The sequence below is a fragment of the Limnohabitans simekii (SeqCode) genome (genome assembly GCF_965234735.1).
GTDB lineage: Bacteria > Pseudomonadota > Gammaproteobacteria > Burkholderiales > Burkholderiaceae_C > Limnohabitans > Limnohabitans simekii.
On the sequence record NZ_OZ248540.1, the window covers coordinates 204,034 to 230,108 of the forward strand.

The 26,075-nt window shown below is 55.5% G+C and carries 27 protein-coding genes; 20 read left to right on the forward strand and 7 right to left on the reverse strand.

Annotated elements, in window-relative coordinates:
* Positions 1-18: 18 nt before the first annotated feature.
* The 11 genes from AC8GFP_RS01035 to AC8GFP_RS01085 all read left to right on the forward strand — a co-directional run bounded on the left by AC8GFP_RS01035 (position 19) and on the right by AC8GFP_RS01085 (position 11,456).
* Positions 19-684, forward strand: coding sequence for a YfgM family protein (locus tag AC8GFP_RS01035; protein ID WP_506609395.1), 666 nt, complete (start codon positions 19-21; stop codon positions 682-684).
* A 32-nt stretch (positions 685-716) separates the two neighbouring features.
* Entirely contained in the window at positions 717-1,811 is a 1,095-nt protein-coding gene (bamB, locus tag AC8GFP_RS01040; protein WP_506609397.1) for an outer membrane protein assembly factor BamB, read from the forward strand.
* Positions 1,812-1,827: 16 nt separating this feature from the next.
* Entirely contained in the window at positions 1,828-3,165 is a 1,338-nt protein-coding gene (gene der / locus AC8GFP_RS01045; protein WP_506609399.1) for a ribosome biogenesis GTPase Der, read from the forward strand.
* A gap of 82 nt (positions 3,166-3,247) precedes the next feature.
* A complete protein-coding gene (gene hfq, locus AC8GFP_RS01050; RefSeq protein ID WP_506609401.1) occupies positions 3,248-3,493 on the forward strand; it encodes an RNA chaperone Hfq in 246 nt (81 codons plus the stop codon).
* 19 nt (positions 3,494-3,512) lie between these two features.
* Positions 3,513-4,685, forward strand: coding sequence for a GTPase HflX (gene hflX / locus AC8GFP_RS01055; protein ID WP_506609402.1), 1,173 nt, complete (start codon positions 3,513-3,515; stop codon positions 4,683-4,685).
* A 60-nt stretch (positions 4,686-4,745) separates the two neighbouring features.
* Entirely contained in the window at positions 4,746-6,149 is a 1,404-nt protein-coding gene (gene hflK, locus AC8GFP_RS01060) for an FtsH protease activity modulator HflK (protein ID WP_506609404.1), read from the forward strand.
* 9 nt (positions 6,150-6,158) lie between these two features.
* Positions 6,159-7,058, forward strand: coding sequence for a protease modulator HflC (gene hflC, locus AC8GFP_RS01065; RefSeq protein ID WP_506609406.1), 900 nt, complete (start codon positions 6,159-6,161; stop codon positions 7,056-7,058).
* A 68-nt stretch (positions 7,059-7,126) separates the two neighbouring features.
* Positions 7,127-8,281: an ATP phosphoribosyltransferase regulatory subunit gene (locus tag AC8GFP_RS01070; RefSeq protein WP_506609408.1), complete on the forward strand. Its 1,155-nt coding sequence runs from the start codon at positions 7,127-7,129 to the stop codon at positions 8,279-8,281.
* Between the two features lie 18 nt (positions 8,282-8,299).
* Entirely contained in the window at positions 8,300-9,673 is a 1,374-nt protein-coding gene (locus AC8GFP_RS01075; protein WP_506609410.1) for an adenylosuccinate synthase, read from the forward strand.
* Positions 9,674-9,700: 27 nt separating this feature from the next.
* Positions 9,701-10,225 (forward strand): phosphoribosyltransferase, encoded by a 525-nt coding sequence (locus tag AC8GFP_RS01080; RefSeq protein ID WP_506609412.1) that lies wholly within the window; start codon positions 9,701-9,703, stop codon positions 10,223-10,225.
* A 4-nt stretch (positions 10,226-10,229) separates the two neighbouring features.
* A complete protein-coding gene (locus tag AC8GFP_RS01085; RefSeq protein WP_506609414.1) occupies positions 10,230-11,456 on the forward strand; it encodes an aminotransferase class I/II-fold pyridoxal phosphate-dependent enzyme in 1,227 nt (408 codons plus the stop codon).
* On the opposite strand, the gene mnmH is transcribed toward AC8GFP_RS01085, so the two are convergent.
* Complete coding sequence (gene mnmH, locus AC8GFP_RS01090; protein ID WP_506609416.1) at positions 11,447-12,529, reverse strand: tRNA 2-selenouridine(34) synthase MnmH; 1,083 nt, start codon at positions 12,527-12,529, stop codon at positions 11,447-11,449. The genes AC8GFP_RS01085 and mnmH overlap by 10 nt on opposite strands.
* Positions 12,529-13,104 (reverse strand): arylesterase, encoded by a 576-nt coding sequence (locus tag AC8GFP_RS01095; RefSeq protein WP_506609418.1) that lies wholly within the window; start codon positions 13,102-13,104, stop codon positions 12,529-12,531. The genes mnmH and AC8GFP_RS01095 overlap by 1 nt, the downstream gene beginning before the upstream one ends.
* 75 nt (positions 13,105-13,179) lie before the next feature.
* Here AC8GFP_RS01095 and AC8GFP_RS01100 point away from each other — a divergent pair, with 75 nt between their 5' ends.
* Positions 13,180-13,857 carry an ABC transporter ATP-binding protein gene (locus tag AC8GFP_RS01100; protein ID WP_506609420.1) on the forward strand — a complete coding sequence of 226 codons (678 nt, stop codon included), beginning with the start codon at positions 13,180-13,182 and terminating at the stop codon, positions 13,855-13,857.
* Between the two features lie 3 nt (positions 13,858-13,860).
* Here AC8GFP_RS01100 and smpB read toward each other — a convergent pair whose 3' ends face one another.
* Entirely contained in the window at positions 13,861-14,334 is a 474-nt protein-coding gene (smpB, locus tag AC8GFP_RS01105) for an SsrA-binding protein SmpB (protein ID WP_506609422.1), read from the reverse strand.
* A 71-nt stretch (positions 14,335-14,405) separates the two neighbouring features.
* Here smpB and AC8GFP_RS01110 point away from each other — a divergent pair, with 71 nt between their 5' ends.
* Both AC8GFP_RS01110 and AC8GFP_RS01115 read left to right on the forward strand, forming a co-directional pair.
* Positions 14,406-14,840, forward strand: a complete 435-nt coding sequence (locus AC8GFP_RS01110) for a type II toxin-antitoxin system RatA family toxin (protein WP_506609424.1) — start codon at positions 14,406-14,408, stop codon at positions 14,838-14,840.
* Positions 14,837-15,166, forward strand: coding sequence for an RnfH family protein (locus tag AC8GFP_RS01115; RefSeq protein WP_506609426.1), 330 nt, complete (start codon positions 14,837-14,839; stop codon positions 15,164-15,166). The genes AC8GFP_RS01110 and AC8GFP_RS01115 overlap by 4 nt, the downstream gene beginning before the upstream one ends.
* Before the next feature lie 20 nt (positions 15,167-15,186).
* On the opposite strand, the gene AC8GFP_RS01120 is transcribed toward AC8GFP_RS01115, so the two are convergent.
* Positions 15,187-16,947 carry an ATP-binding protein gene (locus tag AC8GFP_RS01120; protein ID WP_506609427.1) on the reverse strand — a complete coding sequence of 587 codons (1,761 nt, stop codon included), beginning with the start codon at positions 16,945-16,947 and terminating at the stop codon, positions 15,187-15,189.
* A complete protein-coding gene (locus AC8GFP_RS01125) occupies positions 16,944-18,563 on the reverse strand; it encodes a hybrid sensor histidine kinase/response regulator (RefSeq protein ID WP_506609429.1) in 1,620 nt (539 codons plus the stop codon). Before AC8GFP_RS01125 ends, AC8GFP_RS01120 begins: the two co-directional genes overlap by 4 nt.
* Positions 18,564-18,788: 225 nt before the next feature.
* Between AC8GFP_RS01125 and guaB the strand changes: the two genes are divergently transcribed.
* The 3 genes from guaB to lpxO are packed head-to-tail and all read left to right on the forward strand — an operon-like array spanning position 18,789 to position 22,851.
* Entirely contained in the window at positions 18,789-20,258 is a 1,470-nt protein-coding gene (guaB, locus tag AC8GFP_RS01130; protein ID WP_506609431.1) for an IMP dehydrogenase, read from the forward strand.
* A gap of 33 nt (positions 20,259-20,291) precedes the next feature.
* On the forward strand, positions 20,292-21,941 hold the full coding sequence (gene guaA, locus AC8GFP_RS01135) for a glutamine-hydrolyzing GMP synthase (RefSeq protein ID WP_506609433.1): 1,650 nt from the start codon (positions 20,292-20,294) through the stop codon (positions 21,939-21,941).
* 10 nt (positions 21,942-21,951) lie between these two features.
* The gene (gene lpxO, locus AC8GFP_RS01140) at positions 21,952-22,851 is read left to right on the forward strand and encodes a lipid A hydroxylase LpxO (RefSeq protein ID WP_506609436.1); all 900 of its coding nucleotides are present in this window, start codon (positions 21,952-21,954) and stop codon (positions 22,849-22,851) included.
* 57 nt (positions 22,852-22,908) lie between these two features.
* Here lpxO and AC8GFP_RS01145 read toward each other — a convergent pair whose 3' ends face one another.
* Positions 22,909-24,189, reverse strand: a complete 1,281-nt coding sequence (locus AC8GFP_RS01145) for an O-acetylhomoserine aminocarboxypropyltransferase/cysteine synthase family protein (RefSeq protein WP_506609438.1) — start codon at positions 24,187-24,189, stop codon at positions 22,909-22,911.
* Positions 24,182-24,664 (reverse strand): CoA-binding protein, encoded by a 483-nt coding sequence (locus AC8GFP_RS01150; protein ID WP_506609440.1) that lies wholly within the window; start codon positions 24,662-24,664, stop codon positions 24,182-24,184. Before AC8GFP_RS01150 ends, AC8GFP_RS01145 begins: the two co-directional genes overlap by 8 nt.
* 200 nt (positions 24,665-24,864) lie before the next feature.
* On the opposite strand from AC8GFP_RS01150, the gene cspE reads away from it, so the two are divergent.
* The 3 genes from cspE to AC8GFP_RS01165 are packed head-to-tail and all read left to right on the forward strand — an operon-like array spanning position 24,865 to position 26,030.
* Complete coding sequence (cspE, locus tag AC8GFP_RS01155) at positions 24,865-25,071, forward strand: transcription antiterminator/RNA stability regulator CspE (RefSeq protein ID WP_506609442.1); 207 nt, start codon at positions 24,865-24,867, stop codon at positions 25,069-25,071.
* Between the two features lie 24 nt (positions 25,072-25,095).
* Positions 25,096-25,353, forward strand: coding sequence for a translation initiation factor IF-1 (infA, locus tag AC8GFP_RS01160; protein ID WP_506609444.1), 258 nt, complete (start codon positions 25,096-25,098; stop codon positions 25,351-25,353).
* On the forward strand, positions 25,350-26,030 hold the full coding sequence (locus AC8GFP_RS01165; protein ID WP_506609446.1) for a class I SAM-dependent methyltransferase: 681 nt from the start codon (positions 25,350-25,352) through the stop codon (positions 26,028-26,030). The genes infA and AC8GFP_RS01165 overlap by 4 nt, the downstream gene beginning before the upstream one ends.
* Positions 26,031-26,075: the final 45 nt, after the last annotated feature.

Sequence of the window (26,075 nt, forward strand, 5' to 3'; positions counted from 1 at the left end):
TAAACCTTTTGGAATCCCATGGCCACCCATCTTGACCTCGAAGAACAAGAGCAACTAGACCAATTCAAACATTTTTGGGCGCGTTGGGGCAACCTGATCACGGGCTTGGTGACCGCTGTCTTGCTGGTTTACGCCTCCTACAACGGCTGGAATTACTGGCAGCAGCGCCAAGCCACCCAAGCGGCTGTCCTGTATGACACGTTTGAAAATGCGGCTCGTGGGGCTGATGTACCCCTGATGGCTCGATCCTTGGCTGATTTGCAAAACCAATTTGGTCGCACCACCTTTGCTCAGCAAGCGGCCTTGCTGTCTGCCCGCATCTATGCCAACAAAGCCAATTTGCCAGAAGCCGAAAAATCCCTGCAATGGGTGATCGATCATGGCAAAGAGGACGGTTATGTCGCGCTTGCGCGCTTGCGTTTGTCTGCCCTGGCGATGGAGCAAAAAAACCTAGACAAGGCCAAAGCCTTGCTGCAGACCGTCAAAGCACCAACTGGTTTTCAGCCCTTGTTTGACGACCGCCTGGGCGATATCGCCGTGCTGCAAAACAAACCTGAAGAAGCCAAACCCCTTTATCTGAGCGCTTACAAAGGCTTGGAAGCCAGCAATGATTACCGTCGCATGGTCGATTACAAATTGGCTGCCTTGGGCGTCAATACCGCCGACACCGAGAAGAAACAATGAATTTTCGACTGTTGCTCGCTCCATCTACATGCTTGGCTGCAGCATTGTTGCTCAGCGCTTGTGGCAGCAGCCCCAAACCCAGCGCTCAGGCGATCGGAGATGTCAAGATTGAGCAGGCCTTGGTTCCCGCTTGGAGCGTCAAACTGGCAGGTGACACAGCCCTGAACCAAAGCCTGCCAATGCAGGACGGCCAACTGGCCATGGTCAGCAAAAATGGCCATGTGCATTTGGTTCGTGCCGACACCGGACGCTTGGTGTGGCAGCTTGCGTTGAAAACCGATTTGAATACAGGTGCTGGGTTTGATGGCCGCAATGTCGCGGTTGTCACCCGCAGCAACGAGCTGGTGGCGGTGGCTGATGGCAAAGTCAGCTGGCGGACCCGATTGACGGCCCAGTCGTACACCAATCCCTTGGTGGCAGGCGAGAGAGTCTTTGTGTTGTTGGCCGACCGCTCTGTCGCTGCTTTTGACCTGGCCACAGGCCAGCGCTTGTGGGTTCAGCAACGCAGCGGCGAAGCCTTGGTCTTGAAACAAAACGGCGTGCTGATGGCCTTTCAAAACAACCTGTTGGCGGGTTTGGGCGGCAAATTGGTGGCTTTGAATCCTGACAACGGCCAGGTGCGCTGGGAAGTCCCCATTGCCAATCCACGCGGCATCAACGACTTGGAGCGTCTGGTGGATTTGGTCGCCAGCCCATCACGGCTGAACAATTCTGTTTGTGTGCGTGCTTTCCAAGCCCAAGTGGGTTGTGTCGACGCCTTACGGGGTGCCTTGTTATGGACCCGTCCAGCCAACGGTGTGCAGGGTGTTGGCGGGGATGGCACGGCGCTGGCAGGTGCAGAGAGCAATGGCGTTGTGCAAGCCTGGAACCGCAGCACAGGCGAACGATTGTGGGACACGGACCGCCTGAAATACCGCGAACTGACAGCCCCCTTGTGGACCTCCAAAGGGGTGGTTGTGGGCGATGCTGGGGGCTATTTATACGTGCTGTCTGGCCAAGATGGTCGTTTGATGAACAAGCTGAAAACCCCAGCCTCCGGTTTTGCTTCCTCGCCTACTGCACTGCCTGACGGAGGCTTTGTGGTGCTGACGCGCAACGGTCTTTTGCAGGCCTACCAACTGCCTTGAGCGGCAGTTACCCTTTGTGAAACCAGTCATCGCTATCGTGGGTCGCCCCAACGTGGGCAAATCCACGTTGTTCAACCGCATCACCAAAACACGTGACGCCATCGTGGCTGATTACGCGGGCCTCACCCGGGACCGCCACTACGGCAATGCCAAGTTGGGCAAGCACGAATTCATCGTCATCGATACCGGCGGTTTCGAGCCCGACGCGGAAAGCGGCATCTTCAAAGAAATGGCCAAGCAAACCCGGCAAGCGGTGGCCGAGTCGGATGCGGTGATTTTTGTGGTCGACGCCAGAGACGGTTTGTCGGCGCAAGACCATGACATTGGCAACTATTTGCGGCGCCTGGGCAAGCCTTGCTTGTTGGTGGCCAACAAGGCCGAAGGCATGCAGCAAGGCCACCGCTTGGTCGAGTTCTACGAATTGGGTTTGGGCGAAGTGCTGCCGGTTTCGGCAGCCCACGGCCAGGGCATTCGCAGCATGATCGAGTTGGCGCTGGAACCCTTGCATTTACCCGAAGAAGAGGATGAAGAAGAGGGCGAAGACAAACCCATCCGCTTGGCCGTGGTGGGACGGCCCAATGTGGGTAAGTCCACCCTGATCAACACCTGGTTGGGTGAAGAGCGCTTGGTGGCCTTTGACATGCCAGGCACCACGCGCGACGCCATCAGCGTGCCCTTTGAGCGCGATGGTCAGATGTTTGAATTGATCGACACCGCAGGTTTGCGTCGCAGGGGCAAGGTGTTCGAGGCCATCGAAAAATTCTCGGTGGTGAAAACCTTGCAAGCCATTGAATCGGCCAATGTGGTGCTGTTGTTGCTGGATGCCACCCAAGGGGTCACCGAACAAGATGCACACATTGCCGGTTTTGTGCTGGAGAGTGGCCGCGCTGTGGTCTTGGCCGTGAACAAATGGGATGCGGTGGACGCTTACCAGCGTGAGTTGTTGGCCCGCTCCATTGAAAACCGCTTGGCTTTCTTGAAGTTCGCCAAACTGCACCATATTTCCGCCATCAAGCGCCAAGGCTTGGGCCCCGTCTGGACCTCTATAGCGCAGGCGCACAAAGCGGCGATGTGCAAAATGTCCACGCCGGTGCTCACGCGCTTGTTGCTGGAAGCTGTGCAGTTCCAGTCGCCCAACCGCTCCGGCATGTTCCGTCCCAAATTGCGCTATGCCCACCAAGGCGGCATGAACCCGCCCGTCATCGTCATCCATGGCAACTCCTTGGAGCACGTGACCGAGGCTTACAAGCGGTTTTTGGAAGGGCGTTTTCGCAAGGCTTTTTCGCTGGAAGGCACACCCTTGCGGATCGAGCTGAAAACTTCCAGCAACCCTTACGCCGACAAAGAGCGATAGCCCTTGGAAACGACCCCTTGTTTTCAAAGGGGTAAGTAGGCTGTGGTATCGTTATTCTTCCTCAGCAAACACGGAGAATATCGTGAATCAAAAAGGGCAACTTTTACAAGACCCGTTCCTCAATATCTTGCGCAAAGAGCATGTGCCGGTATCCATTTATTTGGTCAACGGCATCAAATTGCAAGGCCAAATCGAATCCTTTGATCAATACGTTGTGTTGCTTCGCAACACCGTTACCCAAATGGTTTACAAGCACGCGATTTCCACCATCGTACCCGGCCGCCCTGTGAATTTTGCCCAGGCCGATACGCCTGACTCACAAGCCTGAACGCGACCGCCCAGTTCACTTGAATCACCCAGACGACGCTTCAACTGCCACCGCCTTGCTGGTCGGCGTGGATTTTGGCTTGCCGCATTTCGACACCGAACTCGATGAATTGGCGCAATTGGCGCAAACGGCGGGTTTGAACCCTGTTGCGCGGCTCACCTGCAAGCGCAAAGCACCGGATGCAGCCATGTTTGTCGGTACTGGCAAGGCCGAAGAAATCAAAGAGTTGGCTCTGCTGCATGGCGCCACCGAAGTCTTGTTTGACCAAGCCATCAGCCCCGCCCAACAGCGCAACTTAGAGCGGACCCTGGGTTTGCCGGTGAATGACCGCACCATGCTGATTCTGCAAATCTTTGCCCAGCGTGCCCGCAGCCACGAAGGCAAATTGCAAGTGGAATTGGCCCGGTTGCAATACCTGAGCACTCGCTTGGTTCGTCGCTGGTCGCACTTAGAGCGTCAAAGCGGCGGCATTGGCATGCGTGGCGGCCCGGGCGAAACGCAAATTGAGTTGGACCGTCGCATGATTGGCGAGTCCATCAAGCGCACCCGCGATCGCCTGCAAAAAGTCAAGCGCCAGCGCAACACCCAGCGACGTCAACGCGAGCGCCAACAAATGTTCAATGTCTCCTTGGTGGGTTACACCAATGCAGGCAAATCCACCTTGTTCAACAGCTTGGTCAAAGCCCGGGCGTATGCGGCCGACCAATTGTTTGCCACCCTGGACACCACCACGCGCCAGCTGTATTTGAACAACGACGAGGGCGAGGGCAGCCACATTTCCTTGTCTGACACCGTGGGATTCATCCGCGATTTGCCGCATGGATTGGTGGATGCGTTTGAGGCCACCTTGCAAGAAGCCACCTCGGCCGACTTGCTGTTGCATGTGGTGGATGCATCTCACCCGGGCTACCCAGAGCAAATCGCCCAAGTGCAATCCGTGCTGGCAGACATTGGTGCCGCAGACGTTCCCCAGCTGCTCATCTTCAACAAAATGGATGCTTTAGAAGACAGCCAGCGTCCGCGCTTGCTACAAGACATGTACATGCTGGACGATCTGGCTGTGCCCCGTATTTTCATGAGTGCCCAATCGGGCTTGAATTTGGACACATTGCGCCAACGTTTGCTCCAGCAGGCGCAAGCCCATGCTGCATCTTTGAAGACCCCCGAGTTGGACCATGAAGCCCTCGGATAAATCGACCCATTTGGCTTTAGGCACAATGGGGGCTTGCCGCATCCAATTGACTGATCAAAAATGAATATCAAATCCAGGGCATGGCCCATTTTCAACGGGCTTTATCAATGGTCATGGCTCGCCATGACCCGACTCAAGGCCGCATTCCAGAGCGTGCTTGGCACGTTCAATTTGAACGATGGGCGTTGGGGCCGCGGTGATGATGGCAATGATCCAGCAGGCGCACGCAACAACGCGCCTGACGATGGGCAGCAGCCTCCCCGCCCAGAGGAGCAACGCCGCCCCTCCCGCCCCCCACAAGGCCCCCCCGACTTGGATGAACTTTGGCGAGATTTGAACCAAAAGTTCGGACAACTCTTTGGCAAGCGAGGACAAGGTGGCCCCCCCGGCGGCGGTGGCGGTTTTCAGCCTCCTTTCAAGAATGCTGGAACTGGTTTGGCTGCCGTGGCTGGCGTGGTGTTTCTGCTTTGGCTCGGTTCGGGTTTTTTCATCGTGCAAGAGGGCCAACAAGCCGTCATCACACAATTTGGCCGCTACCACAGCACTGCAGGTGCAGGTATCAACTGGCGAATGCCTTTTCCAATCCAGCGCCATGAAGTCGTTTTTGTGACACAAATTCGTTCATTGGATGTTGGGCGAGATACCGTCATCAAGGCAACAGGCCTGCGTGAATCAGCCATGCTGACCGAAGATGAAAACATCGTCGAAATCAAATTTGCAGTGCAATACCGCCTCACCGATGCGCGGGCCTATTTGTTTGAAAGCAAAAATCCAACGGATGCCGTGATGCAAGCTGCAGAAACAGCGGTGCGTGAAGTGGTGGGCAAAATGCGCATGGATGCGGCCCTGTCTGAGGACAGGGAGCAAATCGCACCGCGTGTTCGCGCCATCATGCAAACCATCTTGGATCGTTACAACGTGGGTATTGAAGTGGTTGGCATCAACTTGCAACAAGGCGGTGTGCGTCCGCCAGAGCAAGTTCAGGCGGCCTTCGATGATGTGCTCAAGGCTGGACAAGAGCGTGAACGCGCAAAAAATGAAGCAGAGGCCTATGCCAATGACGTGATTCCTCGTGCAGTTGGTTCTGCTTCACGTTTGAAGCAAGAGGCCGATGCCTACAAGTCGCGCATCGTGGCGCAAGCGCAAGGTGATGCCCAGCGCTTCAAATCCTTGTACGCGGAATACCAAAAAGCGCCTCAGGTGACCAGAGATCGTCTCTACATCAACACGATGAAAGAGATCTATGGCAATGTCACCAAGGTCATGGTCGAGTCTCGGCAAGGTTCGAATTTGCTGTACCTGCCTTTGGACAAAATCATGCAGATGAACGGCGTGAATCCACCCGCCATCAGCCTGCCAAGCGAACCTGCAAGCGTGGATCTGCCCACACCCATCGCGCCCAACTCATCGTCGTCTGACAGCCGCAGCAGAGACAGCCGTCAACGTGACCGCGACATACGCTAAGAGAACATCATGAACAAACTAGGTCTTTACGTCTCGTCTTTCCTCTTGGCATTGTTGCTTCTCAGTTCCACCATTTTCGTGGTCGACCAACGGCAATATGGCGTTGTTTATTCTTTGGGGCAAATCAAAAAGGTCATTACCGAGCCAGGTTTGAATTTCAAACTGCCACCACCTTTTCAAAACGTCAACTTCATCGATAAACGTTTGCTGACTTTGGACAATGTGGATTCAGAACCCATGTTGACCGCTGAGAAGCAACGCATGGTGATTGATTGGTATGTTCGTTGGCGCATTTCCGATCCGTCTCAATACATTCGAAATGTCGGCTTGGATGAAAGAGCGGGTGCACAGCAACTCACGCGCGTGGTGCGCAATGCGTTTCAAGAAGAGATCAACAAACGCACGGTGAAAGACCTCTTGTCACTCAAGCGCGAGGCGTTGATGGTTGACGTCAAGCGCGAAGTGTTGGAGATCGTCAAAGGCAGCAACAACCCTTGGGGTATTGATGTGGTGGACGTGCGCATCACCCGCGCCGATTATGTCGACACCATCACCGAATCCGTCTACCGCCGCATGGAAGCCGAACGCAAGCGTGTTGCCAATGAATTGCGCTCGACCGGTGGTGCTGAAGGGGAAAAAATCCGCGCCGATGCCGACCGTCAACGCGAAGTGACCTTGGCCAATGCCTACCGTGATGCGCAAAAAATCAAAGGTGAAGGCGACGCTGAAGCGGCGAAACTGTACTCGGAAGCTTTTGGCCGTGATGCTCAGTTTGCGCAGTTTTATCAAAGCCTTGAGGCCTACAAATCCAGCTTCAATAAAAAGACAGATGTGATGGTTCTGGACCCCAACAACGACTTCTTCAAAGCCATGCGGGGTTCGGGCTCTGCCGGTACTGCCAAAAAATAAGCACGGCCACGGTGGCGTGCTTGTGACAGACCAGTAGAATCTCTTTTTTAACAGCACTTCAACATTTCATGGCTGCCTGGGTCTTGCCGGATCATATTGCGGATGTATTGCCCTCAGAGGCCCGGCACATTGAAGAATTGCGCCGCCTGTGCTTAGACACAGCCCGAGGCTTTGGCTATGAACTGGTCATGCCGCCCATGCTCGAGCATCTGGCATCGCTGATGTCAGGCAACAATGCCGGTTTGGATTTGCAAACTTTCAAAATGGTTGACCAACTTTCTGGTCGCACTTTGGGCTTGCGCATCGACACCACACCGCAAGTCGCTCGCATTGATGCCCATTTGCTCAACCGAGCGGGGGTGACCCGGCTTTGTTATTGCGGCCCGGTGCTGCACACCAAACCATTGGGTCCTTATGCCACCCGCGAGCCCTTGCAATTGGGCGCTGAAATTTATGGCCATGCTGGTCTTGAAGCCGATTTGGAAATTTTGCAACTGACGTTGCAATGCTTGCGTGCCAGTCACTTGGCCTCGTTTCACATTGACCTGAGTGATGCACGGATCTTGCCCGCCTTGCTCAAAGGCCAATCGCTGTCTGCTGATCAAACCAAGGCCATCACGGATGCGCTGACACACAAAGATATCAGTGCCATGCGTGAGTTGACGGCGCAACTGCCACAAGCCCTGGGGCAAGCTTTACAAGCCTTGGTGCAGATGTACGGCGACCTGAGTGTGTTGCAAACAGCCCGCGTTCAATTTGCCGCTTGGCCCGCAGTGTTGACGGCATTGGACCAGTTGGCTTGGTTGGCTTCCCATATCGATCACCCGGTCAGCATCGATTTGGCTGACCTGCGTGGTTACGCCTATTACAGTGGCCCGCGCTTCTCGGTGTTTGTGCCCGAGTCCAGCGATGCCTTGGTACGAGGTGGACGCTATGACGAGGTTGGCGCTGTTTTTGGCCGCAAACGTCCTGCCGTGGGCTTCAGTTTGGACATCAAGGCCTTGGTGGGCCTATTGCCGCATCCCCAGCCTCAAGCCGCGATTCGCGCCCCTTGGCGAGACGATGCTGTGCTGGTCGCCACCATTGCCCAACTCCGAGCACAAGGACACACCGTGGTCTGCATGTTGCCCGGCCATGACAGCGAAGTTGACGAGTTCGAATGCGACCGTGAACTCGTCGACACCTCAGGGGGTTGGACGGTCCAACCCTTGCGACAACAATGACATTGAGTTGATGAATCCATGAGTACAAAGCACGGACGGCATGTGGTGGTGGTGGGTACCCAATGGGGTGACGAGGGCAAGGGCAAGCTGGTCGATTGGCTCACCGAAAGCGCCCAAGGCGTGGTGCGTTTTCAAGGCGGCCACAACGCTGGTCACACCTTGGTCATCAACGGTGTCAAAACCGCGTTGCACCTGATTCCCAGTGGCATCATGCGCCCCGGCATCAAGTGCTACATCGGCAATGGTGTGGTGCTGTCTGCTGCCAAATTGTTTGAAGAGATTGAGGGTTTGGAAAAAGCTGGTGTCGAAGTGCGTTCACGCTTGCGCATCAGCGAGTCTTGCCCGCTCATCTTGCCGTTCCATGCAGCACTTGACGTCGCCAGAGAAGCCGCCCGCGAGCAAGGTGGTTCTGAAAAAATTGGCACCACAGGACGCGGCATTGGCCCGGCTTATGAAGACAAAATTGCACGCCGCGCCTTGCGGGTGCAAGACTTGAAGCACCCCGATCGCTTTGCCAGCAAGTTGCGTGAGCTGTTGGCCTTGCACAACCATGTGCTGACCACTTTTTTGGGCTCCGAGAAATTCAATTTTGGCGATGGTTTGAAGCCCTACATGGCCAACGGGCAAGTGCAATTTCAGGCGGTGTATGACGAAGCCATGCAACACGCGGCACTCTTGAAGCCCATGATGGCCGATGTGTCGCGCGAACTCAATGACGCCCACCATACGGGCAGCAACTTGCTGTTTGAAGGGGCGCAAGGCACCTTGTTGGACGTCGATCACGGCACCTATCCTTTTGTCACTTCCAGCAACTGTGTGGCAGGCAATGCTGCAGCAGGGTCTGGCGTGGGTCCTGGCTTGTTGCACTACATCTTGGGCATCACCAAGGCCTATTGCACCCGTGTGGGTGGCGGTCCTTTCCCCACCGAACTCGATTGGGACGTGGAAGGCACGCCCGGTTGGCACATGAGCACCGTGGGAGCCGAGAAGGGCACCACCACTGGGCGTTACCGCCGCTGTGGTTGGTTCGATGCCGCTTTGCTCAAGCGCAGTGCGCAAGTCAATGGTTTGAGTGGCTTGTGCATCACCAAATTGGATGTGCTTGATGGCTTGAAAGAACTGAAGCTGTGCACCGGCTACAAACTCGATGGTGAAACCATCGACATCCTGCCCATGGGGGCCGATGACATTGCACGTTGTGAACCCCTTTACGAAACCTTGCCCGGCTGGAGCGACAGCACGGTGGGTGTCACAGACTACGCCAAATTGCCAGTCCAAGCCCGACATTACCTGGAACGCATCGCCGAGATCACGGGCGTGCCTATTCACGTGATTTCCACCAGTCCGGACCGCGATCACACCATCATGGTGCGCCATCCCTTCCACGATTAACCCCAACCTCTCCCTGAAAGTACAGCCATGTTGACTGAAGACGGTAAACACCTCTATGTGTCCTATGACGAGTACCATAACCTGATTGAAAAACTCGCCATCAAGGTGCACCAGTCGGGCTGGGAGTTCGACACCATTTTGTGTTTGGCCCGCGGTGGCATGCGCCCCGGTGACGTGTTGTCTCGCATCTTTGACAAGCCCTTGGCCATCATGTCCACCAGCTCTTACCGCTCGGATGGCGGCACGGTGCAAGGCCATTTGGACATTGCTCGCTTCATCACCACGCCAAAAGGTGAAATCGCTGGCCGTGTGTTGTTGGTCGATGATTTGGCCGATTCGGGTCACACTTTGAATGCCGTGATCGACCTCCTGAAAAACAATTACAGCCCTATTACCGAACTTCGCAGTGCCGTGATTTGGACCAAAGGCGTGTCCAGCTTCACCCCTGATTTCTCGGTGGAATACCTGCCCACCAACCCTTGGATTCACCAGCCGTTTGAGGCTTACGACACCACGCGACCGGCCAACTTGCTGGAGAAGTGGCGGGTCTGATGGCATGAAGCCGATCACCGACCTGATCCACCACTCTTACCAAGCCCCTGGCGATTTTGCGTCGCCCCAAATTCCAGTTCACAAAGCCTCGTCGGTGTTTTTCGACAACGTCGAGGACATGCGCACACGCCAATGGCTGGACAAGTCCGGCTACACCTACGGCCTGCACGGCACACCCACCAGCTTCACCTTGGAAGAGCGTTTGTGCCAATTGGAAGGTTCAAAACATTGCATCCTGCTGCCCAGCGGACTCGCAGCTTTGGCCCAAGTGAACATGGCCTTCTTGAAAACGGGCGACGAGCTGCTGCTGCCTGACAACGCTTATGGCCCTTTGAAAACATTGGCTGAAGGCGAGTTGTCCGCTTGGGGCATTCGCCACCAGTTTTACGACCCGATGAACCCGGCGGATTTGGCGCAGCGCATCACGGCGGCCACCAAATTGGTGTGGTTGGAAGCGCCGGGATCGGTGACCTTGGAGTTCCCGGATTTGACAGGTCTTTTGAAGGTTTGTAGGCAACACGACGTGTTAACAGCATTAGACAACACCTGGGGCGCAGGCGTGGCATTTCAGCCATTTGCAGTGGAGCCAGGCCTGGGTGTGGACATCAGCGTTCATGCCCTGACCAAGTACCCCAGCGGTGGTGGTGATGTGTTGATGGGCAGCGTCACGACTTGCCATGATGATTTGGCCCGCAGCTTGAAGTTGAGTCACATGCGCATGGGTTTTGGCGTGGCAGGCAATGATGTGGAGTTGGTGTTGCGCTCCTTGCCCAGCATGGCTTTGCGTTATGCCACCCAAGACCGCACCTGCCGTGCCGTGGCTTCTTGGTGCTTGAATCAAGCAGCCTTTGCCCAAGTCTTGCATCCCGCTGTGGCCAGCTCACCTGGACACATGCACTGGCGGCGTTTGTGTGCAGCTGACGCGCCCAGCACTGCTGCGGTGCACGAAGGCGGCGCAGCAGCCAGCTTGCTGAGTTTGCGGTTTCAACCCAGCATCCCCCAAGCGCAAGTTGATGCTTTTTGCAATGCCCTCAAGCTGTTCAAGCTGGCTTACAGCTGGGCAGGCCCCATCAGCTTGGTCGTGCCCTATGACTTGAAAGAGATGCGCCAACATGCGTCCGAAGAATTGCTGGCGGGTGGCTTCGTGCGTTTGGCCATGGGTTTGGAAGACCCGCAAGACTTGATCGCCGACTTAGCACAAGCCCTGCATCAGGCCTGGCCTCAAGGGTAGCGCTGCTTCAAGGCCTGCGCCAAGGCTTGCAGGCTGGGCGCATGGCGATCGACCAAGACCGCTTGTTGGGCTTTTTCAAACTGCAAAAAATTGCGTTGCACCGACTTGGCATAGGTCGGGTCGTAATGCTGTTTCAACAAATCGTGCACCACCTTCACGGTGTCACCCGCTTGCACTTGATGCTGCCATTGCGTCACCACAGCACGACCTTTCTGAGCCGTCAGTACGTCCAAGCGTTTGCAAAACAAATCAGCGTCTTGCGCGAAATAGGCATAGTCTTCTAAGAGCAGTTGCACACGTTCTTCTTCGGGCAATTGAAGATCAATGCAAGGGCTGGACCGAATGGCCTCGACCAAGGCTTCAGGCACGCTGACATTGCCCACTTTTTTGCTTTCAGCCTCCACAAACACGCTGCGTTGCGGATCCAGCTGACGCAGTTGGTTCCAAATCCGGGTGTCAAATTGTTTTTGACTGGGCTGGGGCTGACCGGGGATGCGTCCCAGCACTGAACTGCGGTGTTGAGCCAAGTCTTCCAGGTCCAAAATTTGTGCGCCTTCGGCCTTCAAAGCATGGAGCAAGCGGGTTTTGCCAGAACCGGTGGGACCAGCCACGACCACAAACCTGAACTGCTGAGACAGCGTTGCAATGTCTTCAACCATGGCCGCTCGAAACGCTTTGTAGCCGCCTTCTATCAACCACACTTTGAAGCCAATTTGACCCAGCACCAAACCCAAGGAAGCACTGCGCTTGCCGCCGCGCCAACAATAGAGCAGCGGTTGCCAGCTTTTGGGCAAGTGCATCACTTCACGTTCAAGGTGACGGGCAATGTTGGCAGCTACCAGCGTGGCGCCGACCTTGTTGGCTTCGAAAGCGCTTTCTTGTTTGTAAATCGTGCCCACCCGGATGCGTTCTTCATTGGTGAGGGAAGGCCAGTTCACAGCCCCCGGCAAATGGTCCAGGGCGTGTTCCGCTTCGCTGCGCGCATCGATGATGCAACTGAAGGCACCAGCGGTCCCAGAGGGCAAGGCCATGCGTTGCATGGCCTCGGTGGCCGACACAGGGTGCAAGGACATCAGAGCATTTTCTTCAACACCGCCCACACATTGGCCAAGATGCGCGGATGGGCTTCGGCTTTGGGGTGAATGCGATCGGCTTGAAACAAGGCCGTGGGGTCTTTGTCATCCGCCACCCCCGCCAGCAAAAACGGCACCAAAGCGGTTTGCTGTTGTTTGCTGATGCGGGCAAACAAGCGCGTGAAATCTGACGCATAAGCTGCGCCGTAGTTGGGCGGCACTTGCATGCCCACCAACAGCACCTTGGCTTTGATGGCTTGGCAAGCGCGAATCATTTTCACCAGGTTGTCTTCGGTCCTCTTCAAAGAAAAACCACGCAAGGCATCATTGCCACCGAGTTCAATCACAACCAGTTGAGGCTGATGCTGCTTGAGCAATGGGGGCAGTCGGGCCAAACCACCCGCCGTGGTGTCGCCGCTGATGCTGGCATTCACCACTTGCCAGTTGGGATGGTCTTTTTGAAGTTGCGCATCCAGCAGCGCCACCCAACCAGTTCCACGTGCGATGCCGTATTCGGCGCTCAAAGAGTCTCCCACCACCAGCAGGCGAGAGGTCGGTGAGGCCACAGCAGACATGGATATTCCAGCCAACCAACCCAGGGCGATACATTGCACGTTAAAGTCTCTACGTTTCAACACTGATTTCACAGCATGTCCTCACCTTTGATCGCGGTTTCTCACGTTTCCAAATCCGTCACCGATGCCACCGGTACCTTAGAGATTCTCTGCGATATCAATTTCACTTTGTTGCCACAGCAAACCCTGGCGATTGTGGGTGCCTCTGGTTCGGGGAAAAGCACCTTGTTGGCCATCATGGCGGGTTTGGATACCCCCACGCAAGGATCCGTTCATGTCGCCGGTCAAAACGTTTTTGCGCTGAACGAGGACCAACGCGCCGCTTTGCGGGCCAAACATCTTGGTTTTGTCTTCCAAAGTTTCCAATTGCTGGCACCGCTCACAGCCATTGAAAATGTCATGTTGCCTTTGGAATTGGCCGGACACCCCGATCCCAGGCCCATTGCCAAAGACATGCTGGTCCGTGTGGGCTTGGCAGAGCGTTTAAACCATTACCCCAAGGTGATGAGTGGTGGTGAGCAACAGCGTGTGGCTTTGGCGCGGGCCTTTGTGGTCAAACCCGACGTGCTGTTGGCCGATGAGCCCACTGGAAGTTTGGACCACGCCACCGGGGAAAAGGTGATGCAACTGATGCTTGAGTTGAACAAAGAGCTTGGCACGACCTTGGTCATGGTGACCCACGACCGCGCATTGAGTCAGCGCTGCGACCAACGTTTGGTGATGGAAGCTGGTCGTGCACACCTCGAGGTGTGACCCTCAACGACTTTTGTTTTTCATGGCGCGTTCCACCTCGCGCTTGCCTTCGCGGTCTTTGATGGTGTCCCGTTTGTCATGCTCGGCCTTGCCCTTGGCCAGCGCAATTTCACATTTGATGCGGCCGTTTTTCCAATGCAAATTCAGCGGCACCAAGGTGTAACCCTTTTGCTCGACTTTGCCAATCAAGCGGCGAATCTCGTCTTTGTGCAGCAGCAGTTTGCGTGAACGGATGGCGTCCGGGTTGACATGGGTGGAGGCGGTTTTCAAAGGGTTGATTTGGCAACCGATGACAAACATCTCGCCATTGCGAATCACCACATAGCCGTCGGTGAGTTGCACCTTGCCCTCGCGTGCAGCCTTCACCTCCCATCCTTCGAGCACCATGCCTGCTTCCAGGCGTTCCTCGAAAAAATAGTTGAAGGCGGCTTTTTTGTTGTCCGCAATACGGGTTTGGGGTGCAGTTTTGCTGGCCATGGAAAGGGTTTAGATCGTCAATCGGGTCTTTACAATGACCCTTGGTGCCAACGTGGCGCAAGCCCCATTCTATGAAAACCGTTGAGAAGTCCGTATTGATCTGGTTCACCGCCCAAGAAATGTTTGACTTGGTGGTGGATGTCGCGTCTTATCCGCAGTTTCTGCCATGGTGTGATCAAACCCACATTCTCAATCTGGAAGAGCAGGGCATGACCGCCCGCATTGGCATGGCCTTTGGTGGTTTGCACAAAAGCTTCACGACCCGCAACACCCATGTCCCGGGCCGCCAGGTGCAACTCTCTTTGATTGACGGTCCGTTCAAACAACTCGATGGCGTCTGGAACTTCATCCCCTTGGGTGAGGAACAAGCCTGTCGGGTGGAATTGAAACTCTCCTACAGTTTTGACTCCGTGTTTGGCGCCTTGGTGGGGCCAGTGTTTGACCGCATTGCCGCCACCTTGGTGGATGCTTTTGTCAAGCGTGCTGAAGTGGTCTATCCCCGATGAACATTACTTTGCTGCTGGGATGGGCAGCACGCGACATTCGCGCATTCGAGTGGCAAGCGCCTGAAGGTGCCACGGTGGCTCAAGCCTTGTCACATATGCAAACCTTGAATGCTGACTGGGTTTGGCACGGTGATGCTTGGCAAGTCGCGGTTTGGGGCAAACCGGTGTCAACAGACCAGGTGCTCAAACCCACCGACCGTGTGGAGGTATTGCGCGGTTTGCGGGTGGACCCCAAAGTGGCTCGGCGTGAACGGTTTCAAAAACAGGGTGCTCGCACCGCAGGCTTGTTTGCCAAACGTCGTGCTGGTGCCAAGCCCGGTTATTGAAGCGATTATCGGTTGCTGGATCAGCTGGAGGCTGGCGTTTTTTTTGATGACAGCAGCAAGCGTTCTGTGGTTTCCATCAGCACTTTGCGGTCAAACGGTTTGAGCAAAAAGCCATCGGCACCGGCTTGAATAAAGCGTTCTCGATCAATCGCATTGACATTCGCAGTCAACCCCAGAATGGGTGTGTAGCGATCGGGGCCCGTCATTTCATGGCGGATGCGTTTGCTGGTTTCTATGCCGTCCAGTTGTGGCATGACCATGTCCATGAATATCAAATCAAATGATGAAATTTTCAGTATGGCCAGCGCCGACAAGCCATGTTCTGCTTCGCTGATCCTGGCATTCGGGCAGGCCATTTGCAGCATTTGTCTCAACAACAATCGATTGATGGCCATGTCGTCCACAATCAAAAAACGCCAAGCTCGTTGATGGAAATCCGAGGTGCCAGAGTTGTCGGCGTCTTGTTTGATTTGCGCAGGCAAGGCTTCAATCAGTGGCAGCGTGAACCAAAAACAACTTCCCACACCCAATGTGCTTTGTACGCCGATTGCGCCGCCCATCAACTCAATCAAGCGCTTGGAGATGGCCAAGCCTAAGCCATTGCCACCATAAAGATCTTGGGTTTGAGCAGTGGCTTGGGAGAAACGTTCAAACACCAGGGCTTGTTGCTCGGGGGAGATGCCAATCCCGGTGTCTTCGACCTCAAAGCGGATCAATTCTTGCTGCTTTGTGATGCGCAACTTGACATGACCTTGCTGAGTGAACTTGATCGCATTGCCCAGCAAATTGACTAATACCTGCATCAGGCGGTGGCGATCTGCCAGGATCCAGATGGGCAAGTTGGGGTCGACTTCTTGTTCAAAAGCCAATCGCATGCTTTTGATGCGGGTGACAAACAAACCCGAAGCGCTGTCAGCCACCTGGCTCAAGACGAATGCTTCTGGATGAATCCCCAATTTGCCAGACTGAAATTGTGAATAGTCCAGCACATCGTTGATGACAGTCAATAAATGCTCGCCGGATTGATGGGTCAGGTTCAAGATTTCCTGAACCTTGGGGTTGTTGGCCTGGTGTTCTTTCAGCAATTCGTTGAACCCCATGATGGCATTCATGGGTGTGCGTAATTCATGACTCACCGAAGCGATGAACTGGTCGCGTGTATCCAATATGGCTTGTAACTCTTGGCGCTTGAGTTCCAGTTCATGGTTGCGGTCTTTGATGTTTTGAATCGTTTCATTGGCAAAGCCTTGGTAAAACAAATTCACACCAATCAAACTCGCCGTGGTCACCACATAGACCACCAGACCATAGACCTCGTGAGATTTATCGTAGTTGGTCATCTGCGGCAACCATGATTGATGGGTGGCCACCGTCATGAACAAAAACAACAAGGCAATGATGCCGGTCCACAACCAACCTGCGCGTCGCCCCACCATCTGTGACATCAAGATCGGAATGATGTAGAGCCAGTTGATGCTGGGAGAATAAATGCCTTGGCTTGACCATGCCAACCAAGTGACATCAGCCGCGATATAAACCGCCGCCAAAGACAGGCCGATATTCAAGGGCACGCCAATCGTTAACAAAATCAAAGTCAGACTGATGGCTGCAATGCCGCCGTAACGACTGGCTTCAGATGCCAAAGACGGCGTCAAGAAACCCAACAACATGATGGCAAGGATGAACACCAAGCCTATGACATACAACAACAGCATGTGCCTTTCGCGCATACGGGGCGGCAAGCGATACACAAACTCAGGTGGATTGAATTTGTTGCTCATGGGGTTTGCCCAGAAGATTGCAGGGCTCGCCCCACGCCAAGGGTGAGTTCGTCCCGTTCCAATGGCTTGAGGACCAAGCCATCCATGCCTGCTTCTGTGCAAAGCACATGGTCGGTTGCATTGCTGCTGGCAGTCAAACCCAAGATGGCTACTTTGTTGCCGGGCGCTGGCCGTTGCCTGATGGCCTTGGCCACAGCCAAGCCATCCATGTCGGGCATGAACATGTCGAGCAAGACCATGTCCACATCATCATGTTCTTGGAGGAATTGAAGCGCTAACCGGCCCGATGGACAGGTGCTGACTTTGGCCTGCGGCCAGGTTTTTTCAACCATTTGTTGGGCCACCATGAGATTCACAGGGTGGTCGTCAACAATCAAAAAGTGGTTTGGCGAACGGGTCGTCAGGCCCACCTGGGGCGCAGACATTGGCGTTAGAGGTTCGGCGACTGGCGTGAGAGGAATTTCCACCCAAAACAGACTGCCTTGGTTGTATTGACTCTGAACGCCTATGCGGCCCCCTTGCAACCGAACCAGTTTTTCGCAAATGGACAAGCCCAAGCCTGTTCCACCGTAGATCTTGATCGCCGGGGAGGATGTTTTTTCAAATCGACCAAAGGCTTGCCCCATTTGCTCATCGGTCATGCCAATGCCTGTGTCTTGCACCTCAACCCGTAAGCCCGAGGGGATGTGCAAAAAGCGCAGACAGATGCTGCCTTCGTGGGTGAATTTCAGTGCGTTTTCAAGCAAATTGTCGATGGTTTGTGCAAACCGTTTGGGATCTAATGACACCCAAGCTGGCAATTTGTCATCAAACACCCAGTGGCTGTCGATTTTTTTCAAACTCGCACGGTGTTGCAAACGCTCAAATTGAGCGAGCCCATGTTGTTTCAAAGCCATGATTTGTGGTGACAGAACCATTCGATCAGCTTGCAGCTGTGAAAAGTCCAGGATGTCATTAACGACGGTCAAGAGATGCTGGGTCGATTGACGAATCAAGTTCACGCGCCGCAAATCAACTGCATCGTCCTTGATCTGGTCCTTGAGCACACTGTTTAAACCCAAAATAGCATTCATGGGTGTGCGCAGCTCGTGGCCCACGGATGCGATGAATTCATCCTTGTGGCTTTGTGCTCGGATGAGCTCTGCATGCAAGGACTGCAATTCTTGTCCGCGTTGTACCAATGCAGAAATTTGTTGGCGCCTTGCACGGGCTAAAAAGTCCAAAATCAATATCAGCCCCAAGGCTGCTTGGATTTTGATGAAGAAATTCCAATACGCCATGTCGGCCGTCATCGCAGCCTGCGTTTGGATCCAACCCATTTGCGAGGCCAAGAAAATGAGCAACAGTGCATTGACTTGAGCGACCAACCATGCCACAGCGGATTTCAGGTTCAACAACAAAAACGGCATCCAGGCCAAACCGACATAAATCATCATCACCACAGACACCGTGCCGCCGGTCTTGCTGATGATGTAGATGCAGACTGTGCTGCCGATCAGGGTGACCAAGTGCACCGTCCACGCGGCTGAGGCCCCCAGACGAAACCCCATCCAAAGCGCAAAATACGCGGCGCTAGCGGCAAAAAGAATCCAACTGCTGTAGAGGGGCGTTGGCACCAGAGCCGACAAGAAATTGATCAAAAAACAAATGATCGTGAACAGCTCAACAAATGGATGGATCCATTCATGCCTGGTCGCCACCTCGTCGCCACTATGTGGCTTGGGCATTTTGAAGAGGCGTGCGACCATGGCTTTGATACTTCCTTGAAACCAAATGGGTGGTTCCTGATAATAAATCAGTAGCAAGACAAGTCGGTATGATCTCTCTTTTGGAGACATCCTATGCGCCTACTTGGCAAAGCGCTGACCTTCGATGACGTGTTGTTGGTCCCCGCCTTTTCAAAAGTCCTGCCCAAGGACACCCAGCTTTCCACCCAATTCTCGCGCCGCATCGCCCTGAACCTGCCCCTGGTGTCTGCCGCCATGGACACGGTCACCGAAGCCCGTTTGGCCATCGCCATCGCCCAAGAAGGCGGCATGGGTATCGTCCACAAAAACCTCACGGAGCAACAGCAAGCCGCTGAGGTAGCCAAGGTCAAACGCTATGAGAGCGGCGTGTTGCTCGACCCTGTCGTCATCACCCCGCAACACACGGTGCGTCAGGTCATGGCCATGTCGGATCAAATGGGCATTTCTGGTTTCCCTGTCTGCGACGGCGGCAAAGTGGTCGGCATCGTCAGTGGCCGCGATTTGCGCTTTGAAACCCGCTATGACGTGCAAGTCAAAGACATCATGACCCCACGTGAACGCCTGATCACGGTGCCCGAAGGTACGACCCCCGAGCAAGCCAAGGCGCTGTTGAACAAACACAAACTCGAACGCCTCTTGGTGGTGAATGACGCGTTCGAACTGAAAGGCCTGATCACGGTCAAAGACATCACCAAGCAAACCAGTTTCCCCAATGCAGCACGCGACCCCTCCGGCCGTTTGCGTGTTGGCGCAGCGGTTGGCGTGGGCGAAGGCACCGAAGAGCGCGTTGAAGCGCTGGTCAAAGCTGGGGTGGACGCCATCGTGGTCGACACCGCCCATGGCCACAGCCACGGCGTGATCGAGCGGGTGCGTTGGGTCAAGCAAAACTACCCGCACATTGATGTGGTGGGCGGCAACATCGCTACCGGTGCGGCGGCACTCGCGCTGGCCGAAGCCGGAGCGGATGCAGTGAAGGTGGGCATTGGCCCGGGCTCCATTTGCACCACCCGCATCGTGGCCGGTGTGGGCGTGCCCCAAATCACCGCCATCAACAACGTGGCCATGGCCTTGCAAGGCTCGGGCATCCCTCTCATTGCCGACGGCGGCATCCGTTACAGCGGTGACATTGCCAAGGCCATCGCCGCAGGCGCTTCCACCGTCATGATGGGTGGCATGTTTGCTGGTACCGAAGAAGCGCCGGGCGAAATCATCCTCTACCAAGGCCGCAGTTACAAAAGCTATCGCGGCATGGGCAGCATTGGCGCCATGCAGCAAGGCAGTGCCGACCGCTATTTCCAAGAAGCCACCACGGGCAACCCGAACGCCGACAAGTTGGTGCCCGAAGGCATTGAAGGCCGAGTGCCCTACAAAGGCTCGATGGTCAGCATCGTCTACCAAATGGCCGGTGGCGTGCGGGCTTCGATGGGCTATTGCGGTTGCGCCACGATTGAAGAGATGCGCCAGCAAGCCGAATTTGTCGAGATTTCTGCGGCGGGCATGCGCGAAAGCCATGTGCACGACGTGCAAATCACCAAAGAAGCGCCGAACTACCGCGCTGAATAACTTTTCGATGACGCCTGTCGCCAGGTGAAGCCCATGTCCCACGACACCCTGTTGATTCTTGATTTCGGCTCGCAAGTCACCCAACTGATTGCCCGCCGTGTGCGTGAAGCCCACGTGTACTGCGAGGTACATCCTTGCGATGTGACCGACGACTGGCTGCGCCAATACGCCCAAGACCATCGGCTCAAAGGCATCATCTTGACCGGCAGCCATGCCAGTGTTTACGAGGTGGACGACCGCGCCCCCGACGCCGTGTTCGAGCTGGGTCTGCCCGTGCTGGGCATTTGCTATGGCATGCAAACCATGGCTCAACAGCTCGGCGGCAAAGTGGAAGCCGGACACACCCGCGAATTTGGCTATGCCGAGGTGCGGGCCCGCGGCCACACCGATTTGCTCAAAGACATCGCCGACTTCACCACGTCTGAAGGCCACGGCATGCTCAAAGTCTGGATGAGCCACGGTGACAAAGTCACTGAGCTGCCCACTGGCTTCAAGCTCATGGCCAGCACCGACAGCTGCCCCATTGCGGGCATGGCCGATGAAAGCCGCCATTTCTACGGTGTGCAATTTCACCCCGAAGTGACCCACACGGTGCAGGGCAGAGCCATGCTGAACCGCTTTGTGCTCGATATTTGCCAAGCCTCACCCGATTGGGTGATGGGCAACTACGTGGAAGAAGCCGTGGCGCGTATTCGCCAGCAGGTGGGCGATGAAGAAGTCATTCTGGGCTTGTCAGGCGGCGTCGATTCCTCGGTGGCTGCAGCGCTGATTCACCGCGCCATTGGCGACCAACTCACCTGTGTGTTTGTGGACCACGGTTTGCTGCGCCTGAACGAAGGCGACATGGTGATGAACATGTTTGTGGGCCAGTTGCATGCGCACGTCATTCGCGTGGATGCCAGTGATTTGTTTTTGGGCAAGCTGGCCGGTGTGGCCGACCCCGAGGCCAAACGCAAAATCATTGGCGCAGAATTTGTGACGGTGTTCAAACAAGAAGCGGCCAAGCTCAAAGCAGGTCGTGGGGGCCACAAGGGGGCCAGTTTCTTGGCCCAAGGCACCATCTACCCGGATGTGATTGAAAGCGGCGGTGCCAAATCCAAAAAAGCCGTCACCATCAAAAGCCACCACAACGTGGGCGGCTTGCCCGAGCAACTCGGCTTGAAGCTGCTCGAACCTTTGCGTGATTTGTTCAAAGACGAGGTGCGCGAACTCGGCATCGCTTTGGGACTGCCGCGCGAAATGGTCTACCGCCATCCCTTTCCAGGCCCAGGCTTGGGCGTGCGCATTCTGGGCGCGGTAAAAAAAGAGTACGCAGACTTGCTGCGCCGCGCGGACGCCATCTTCATTGAAGAATTGCGCAACACGCCTTTCGAGGGCGACCCTGCATCCGTGGCATTTGCAGGCGGCCAACACCCCCGCAATTGGTACGAAGCCACCAGCCAGGCCTTTGTGGTGTTCTTGCCGGTCAAAAGCGTGGGCGTGATGGGCGACGGCCGCACCTACGACCATGTGGTGGCTTTGCGGGCCGTGGTGACCAGCGATTTCATGACCGCCGACTGGGCGGAGTTGCCCTATGCCTTGCTGAAAAAAGTGTCGGGCCGCATCATCAACGAGGTGCGCGGCATCAACCGGGTGGTGCTGGATGTGAGTTCGAAACCACCAGCGACCATCGAGTGGGAGTAAAGTGAACACCATGAAATGGATCATCGTCTCCACTTGGTTGGCCGCTGTGCTCTTCGGTCATTTCCGAGGCCAGGTGCGCTTGCCCTTGCGGCGCGTGTTCCTAGACCATTCGGTCTTGCTGGCTCCACTCAATGCCTTGATGGTGATGTTCTCGCGCGTGCCCACCACGCCCTACATCCCCATGAGCGAATTTCCAGAGCTCAAAGCACTGGAAGACCATTGGCAAGAGATTCGCGATGAAGCCCTGAAATTGTCCGAGATGCAGCGCATCAAAGCGGCGGAAAACCACGACGACCTGGGTTTCAATTCGTTTTTCAAATACGGTTGGAAGCGTTTTTACTTGAAGTGGTATGACGCGCAGCACCCTTCGGCCCTGGAGCTGTGTCCGAAAACCGTGGCGCTGTTGCAGTCCATCCCAACGGTGAAAGCCGCCATGTTTGCCGAGTTGCCCCCTGGTGGCAAACTCAATCGCCATCGCGACCCCTATGCTGGTTCTGTGCGCTTTCACATGGGCCTGGTCACACCCAATGACGATGCCTGCTACATCGACGTGGACGGGCAACGCCACAGTTGGCGCGATGGCCAAGCCGTGGTGTTTGACGAAACCTACATCCACGAGGCCTACAACCACACCGAACACAACCGCATCATTTTGTTTTGCGATGTCGAGCGCCCTGTCACCGCTCAGTGGGTGGCTTCGCTCAACAAATGGTTCAGCCGGGTGGTGATGTCAGCGGCCAGTTCACCCAACGATGGCCGGGATCAAACCGGTGCCATCAACAAACTCACACGCTACCACGACAAGCTTGAAACGAAACGCCGCTCTTTCAAACAATGGAACCGCACGGCCTACAAGCTGACCAAGTACACCCTGATCACGGCGATTGTGGTTTGGTTTATTTGGGGTTGATTGGCGTCCCGAGGCATCTGCCTTCGTCATAGAGGCAGCGCCCTTCTCAAGAGGGCTTCAGGTGTTGGCCAAGGCCTGATCGATGTCCCACAAAATATCGTCCAGCGTTTCCAAACCCACACTCAAGCGAATCAAGTCGGGTGGCACACCAGCGGCAATTTGCTGCGCTTCAGACAACTGCCGGTGCGTGGTGGACGCGGGGTGTATCACCAAGGTTTTGGCGTCGCCAATATTGGCCAAGTGGGACAAGAAGCTCACGTGTTCAATGAATTTTTGACCAGCGGCGGTGCCACCTTTCACGCCAAAACTCAGCACCGCACCTGCACCTTTGGGCATGTATTTCTTGGCCAGTGCATGGTCGGGGTGGTTGGGCAGGCTGGGGTAATTCACCCAAGCCACTTTCGGGTGTTTTTCTAAATATTGCGCCACTGCCAAGGCACTGCTGCAATGGCGGTCCATGCGCAGCGACAGCGTTTCCACGCCCTGCAACAACAAAAAAGCGTTGAAAGGCGAGAGCGCTGGGCCAAAGGTGCGCATGCCCTCCATGCGGCACTTCATGGTGAAACCAAAGTCGCCAAAGGTTTCGAAAAACCGCACACCGTGGTAGCCGGGGGAGGGCTCGGTCATCGAGGGGAAACGGCCGTTGTCCCAGGGGAACTTGCCTGATTCAATGATGACGCCACCCATGGTCGTGCCGTGGCCGCCGATGAACTTGGTTGCCGAATGCAAGGTGATGGCCGCTCCCCATTCAAACGGACGGCACAGGTAAGGGCTGGCGAAGGTGTTGTCCACGAACAAAGGCACACCTGCTTGCTTGCCAATGCGGGCCACGGCTTCAATGTCCAGCAAATTCAAAGAAGGGTTGCCCAAGGTTTCGGCATACAAAGCCTTGGTGTTGGGGGTGATGGCCCGAGCGAAGTTCTCGGGGTCCTCCGAGTCGACGAAGACCGTCTCGATGCCCAACTTTTTGAAGTTCACACTCAGCTGCGTGTGGGTGCCGCCATACAGGGTGCGGGCCGCCACGATTTGGTCGCCTGCTTCGCAGACATTCAGCAACGCAATCATTTGCGCCGACATGCCGCTGCCGGTGGCCACCGCAGCGCGGCCGCCTTCCAGCGAAGCAATGCGCTCCTCGAACACCGCCACCGTCGGGTTGCTCAGGCGCGAATACACATTGCCAAAGGTTTGCAGGTTGAACAAACTGGCCGCGTGCTCGGGGCTGTCAAACACATAGGCGCTGGTTTGATAGATGGGCACAGCGCGGCTGCCGGTGGCTGCATCCGGAATTTGCCCAGCGTGCAAGCTGAGCGTGTCGAAGCCAAATGTGCGATCAGCCATGGGGTGTGAAGCTCGGAGGAATTTGTCGTTGCGCAGAGATGACGCCCGTATTGACGCCAAACCAACCCAGGCCACCAAACAAACGGGCATGTTCAATTTTCACGCAGCGGTCCATCACCACGGTCAGGCCTGCTTGCTCGGCGATGGCTTGGGCGTCTTTGTTCACCACGCCGAGTTGCAGCCACAGCGTCTTGGCACCAATGGCCACGGCTTGTTCAGCGATGGCAGGGGTGTCGGCTGGTTTGCGAAAGACATCGACCATGTCGATGGGGTGGGGGATGGCGGCCAAATCGGGGTAACAGGTCTCGCCCAAGATGCTGGGGTACTTGGGATTGACCGGCACGATGCGGTAACCATGCTCTTGCATGTACTTGGCCGCGAAGTAGGAGGGGCGGAACCAATCGGCGGATAAACCGACCACGGCGATGGTTTTGTGCTGCTGCAAAACCTGTTTCAAGACGCGTATTTCACTCATATCGCCCATATTAGCCCAATAAATTGAAATAAAGATTGCTTTATGTTGTAAACACAGGCATAGTCGCGGCTTCGATTATCAAGTTATGTCGTTGTTGTTCGTTTCTAGTTCTGCCCTTCTAGGTATTTCTCCCTTCGTCACACGCTTCTTGACCTTCGACCCCGAGGGGGGCTTCCCTTTTTTTTAAAGAAATGCACTAAATGGCAACAGGTACAGTGAAATGGTTTAACGAATCCAAAGGTTTTGGCTTTATTACTCCTGAAGACGGCGGCAAAGATTTATTTGCCCATTTTTCCGCGATCCAAAACCAAGGTTTCAAAACCCTGGCTGAAGGTCAACGCGTGAGCTTTGAAGTGACCACCGGCCCCAAAGGCCTGCAAGCGTCCAACATCAAAACAGCCGACTAATCCAACAGACTCTCAGACATTCAGATGTCCAAAGAAGAAATGTTGGAAATGTCCGGCCTGGTGCGCGAGGTGCTTCCCGACTCGCGCTACCGTGTCACTCTGGACAACGGCCACGAACTCGTGGCCTACACCGCAGGCAAGATGCGCATGCACCACATCCGCATCTTGGCTGGCGACAAGGTCACCCTTGAACTCTCCCCCTACGACATGACCAAAGGCCGTATCACCTTCAGACACATTGAAGGCAAAGGCCCCACCGGTCCCCGGAAGCGGCGGTTTTGAGCCCCAGCCCATCCGACATCGGATTGGGCTACCTCGTCAAACAAGAACGCGTCGAAGTCGCCGGTGGCGCAGCTTTGAACATCCGCTCCTTGTTGGACAAACAACAATTCCACGACCCAGACGGCATTGCCTTGGCCTTAGGCGTGTCCTCGGCCACTTGGCCGCTCTTTGGCTTGGTCTGGCCGTCGGCGCAAAAAATGGCCGACCTGATGCAGACCTGGCCGCTTGAAAAGTTACGCATCTTGGAAATTGGCTGTGGTTTGGGCTTGGCCAGTTTGGTGATTCACCGACGCTTTGGTGCGGTCACCGCCTCCGATTACCACCCCTATACCCAACGGTTTTTAAGCGCCAATTTGCGCTTGAACGGTTTGCCTGTGCTGCCTTATGTGCAAGGTCATTGGGAGCGCAGCAATCCCTTGCTGGGCGAGTTTGACCTGATCATCGGCAGCGACGTGCTGTATGAGCGGGACCACCCCGCGCAGTTGGCAGGCTTCATTCAAAGCCACGCCGCAGCGCATGCGCAGGTGTTGATCATCGATCCCAACCGTGGCCAGCGCTCGGCCTTTCACAAGGCCATGCAGCTGCATGGTTTTGGCTTGACCCAAAGCGACATCCTGAGCCCCTTGCACGACACCACGCCCTACCGAGGCCGCTTGCTGAATTACCAGCGCGACTGAAAAAACGGGCCAGAAGGCTGAGCGCGGATGGTTGTTGGCCCGGTG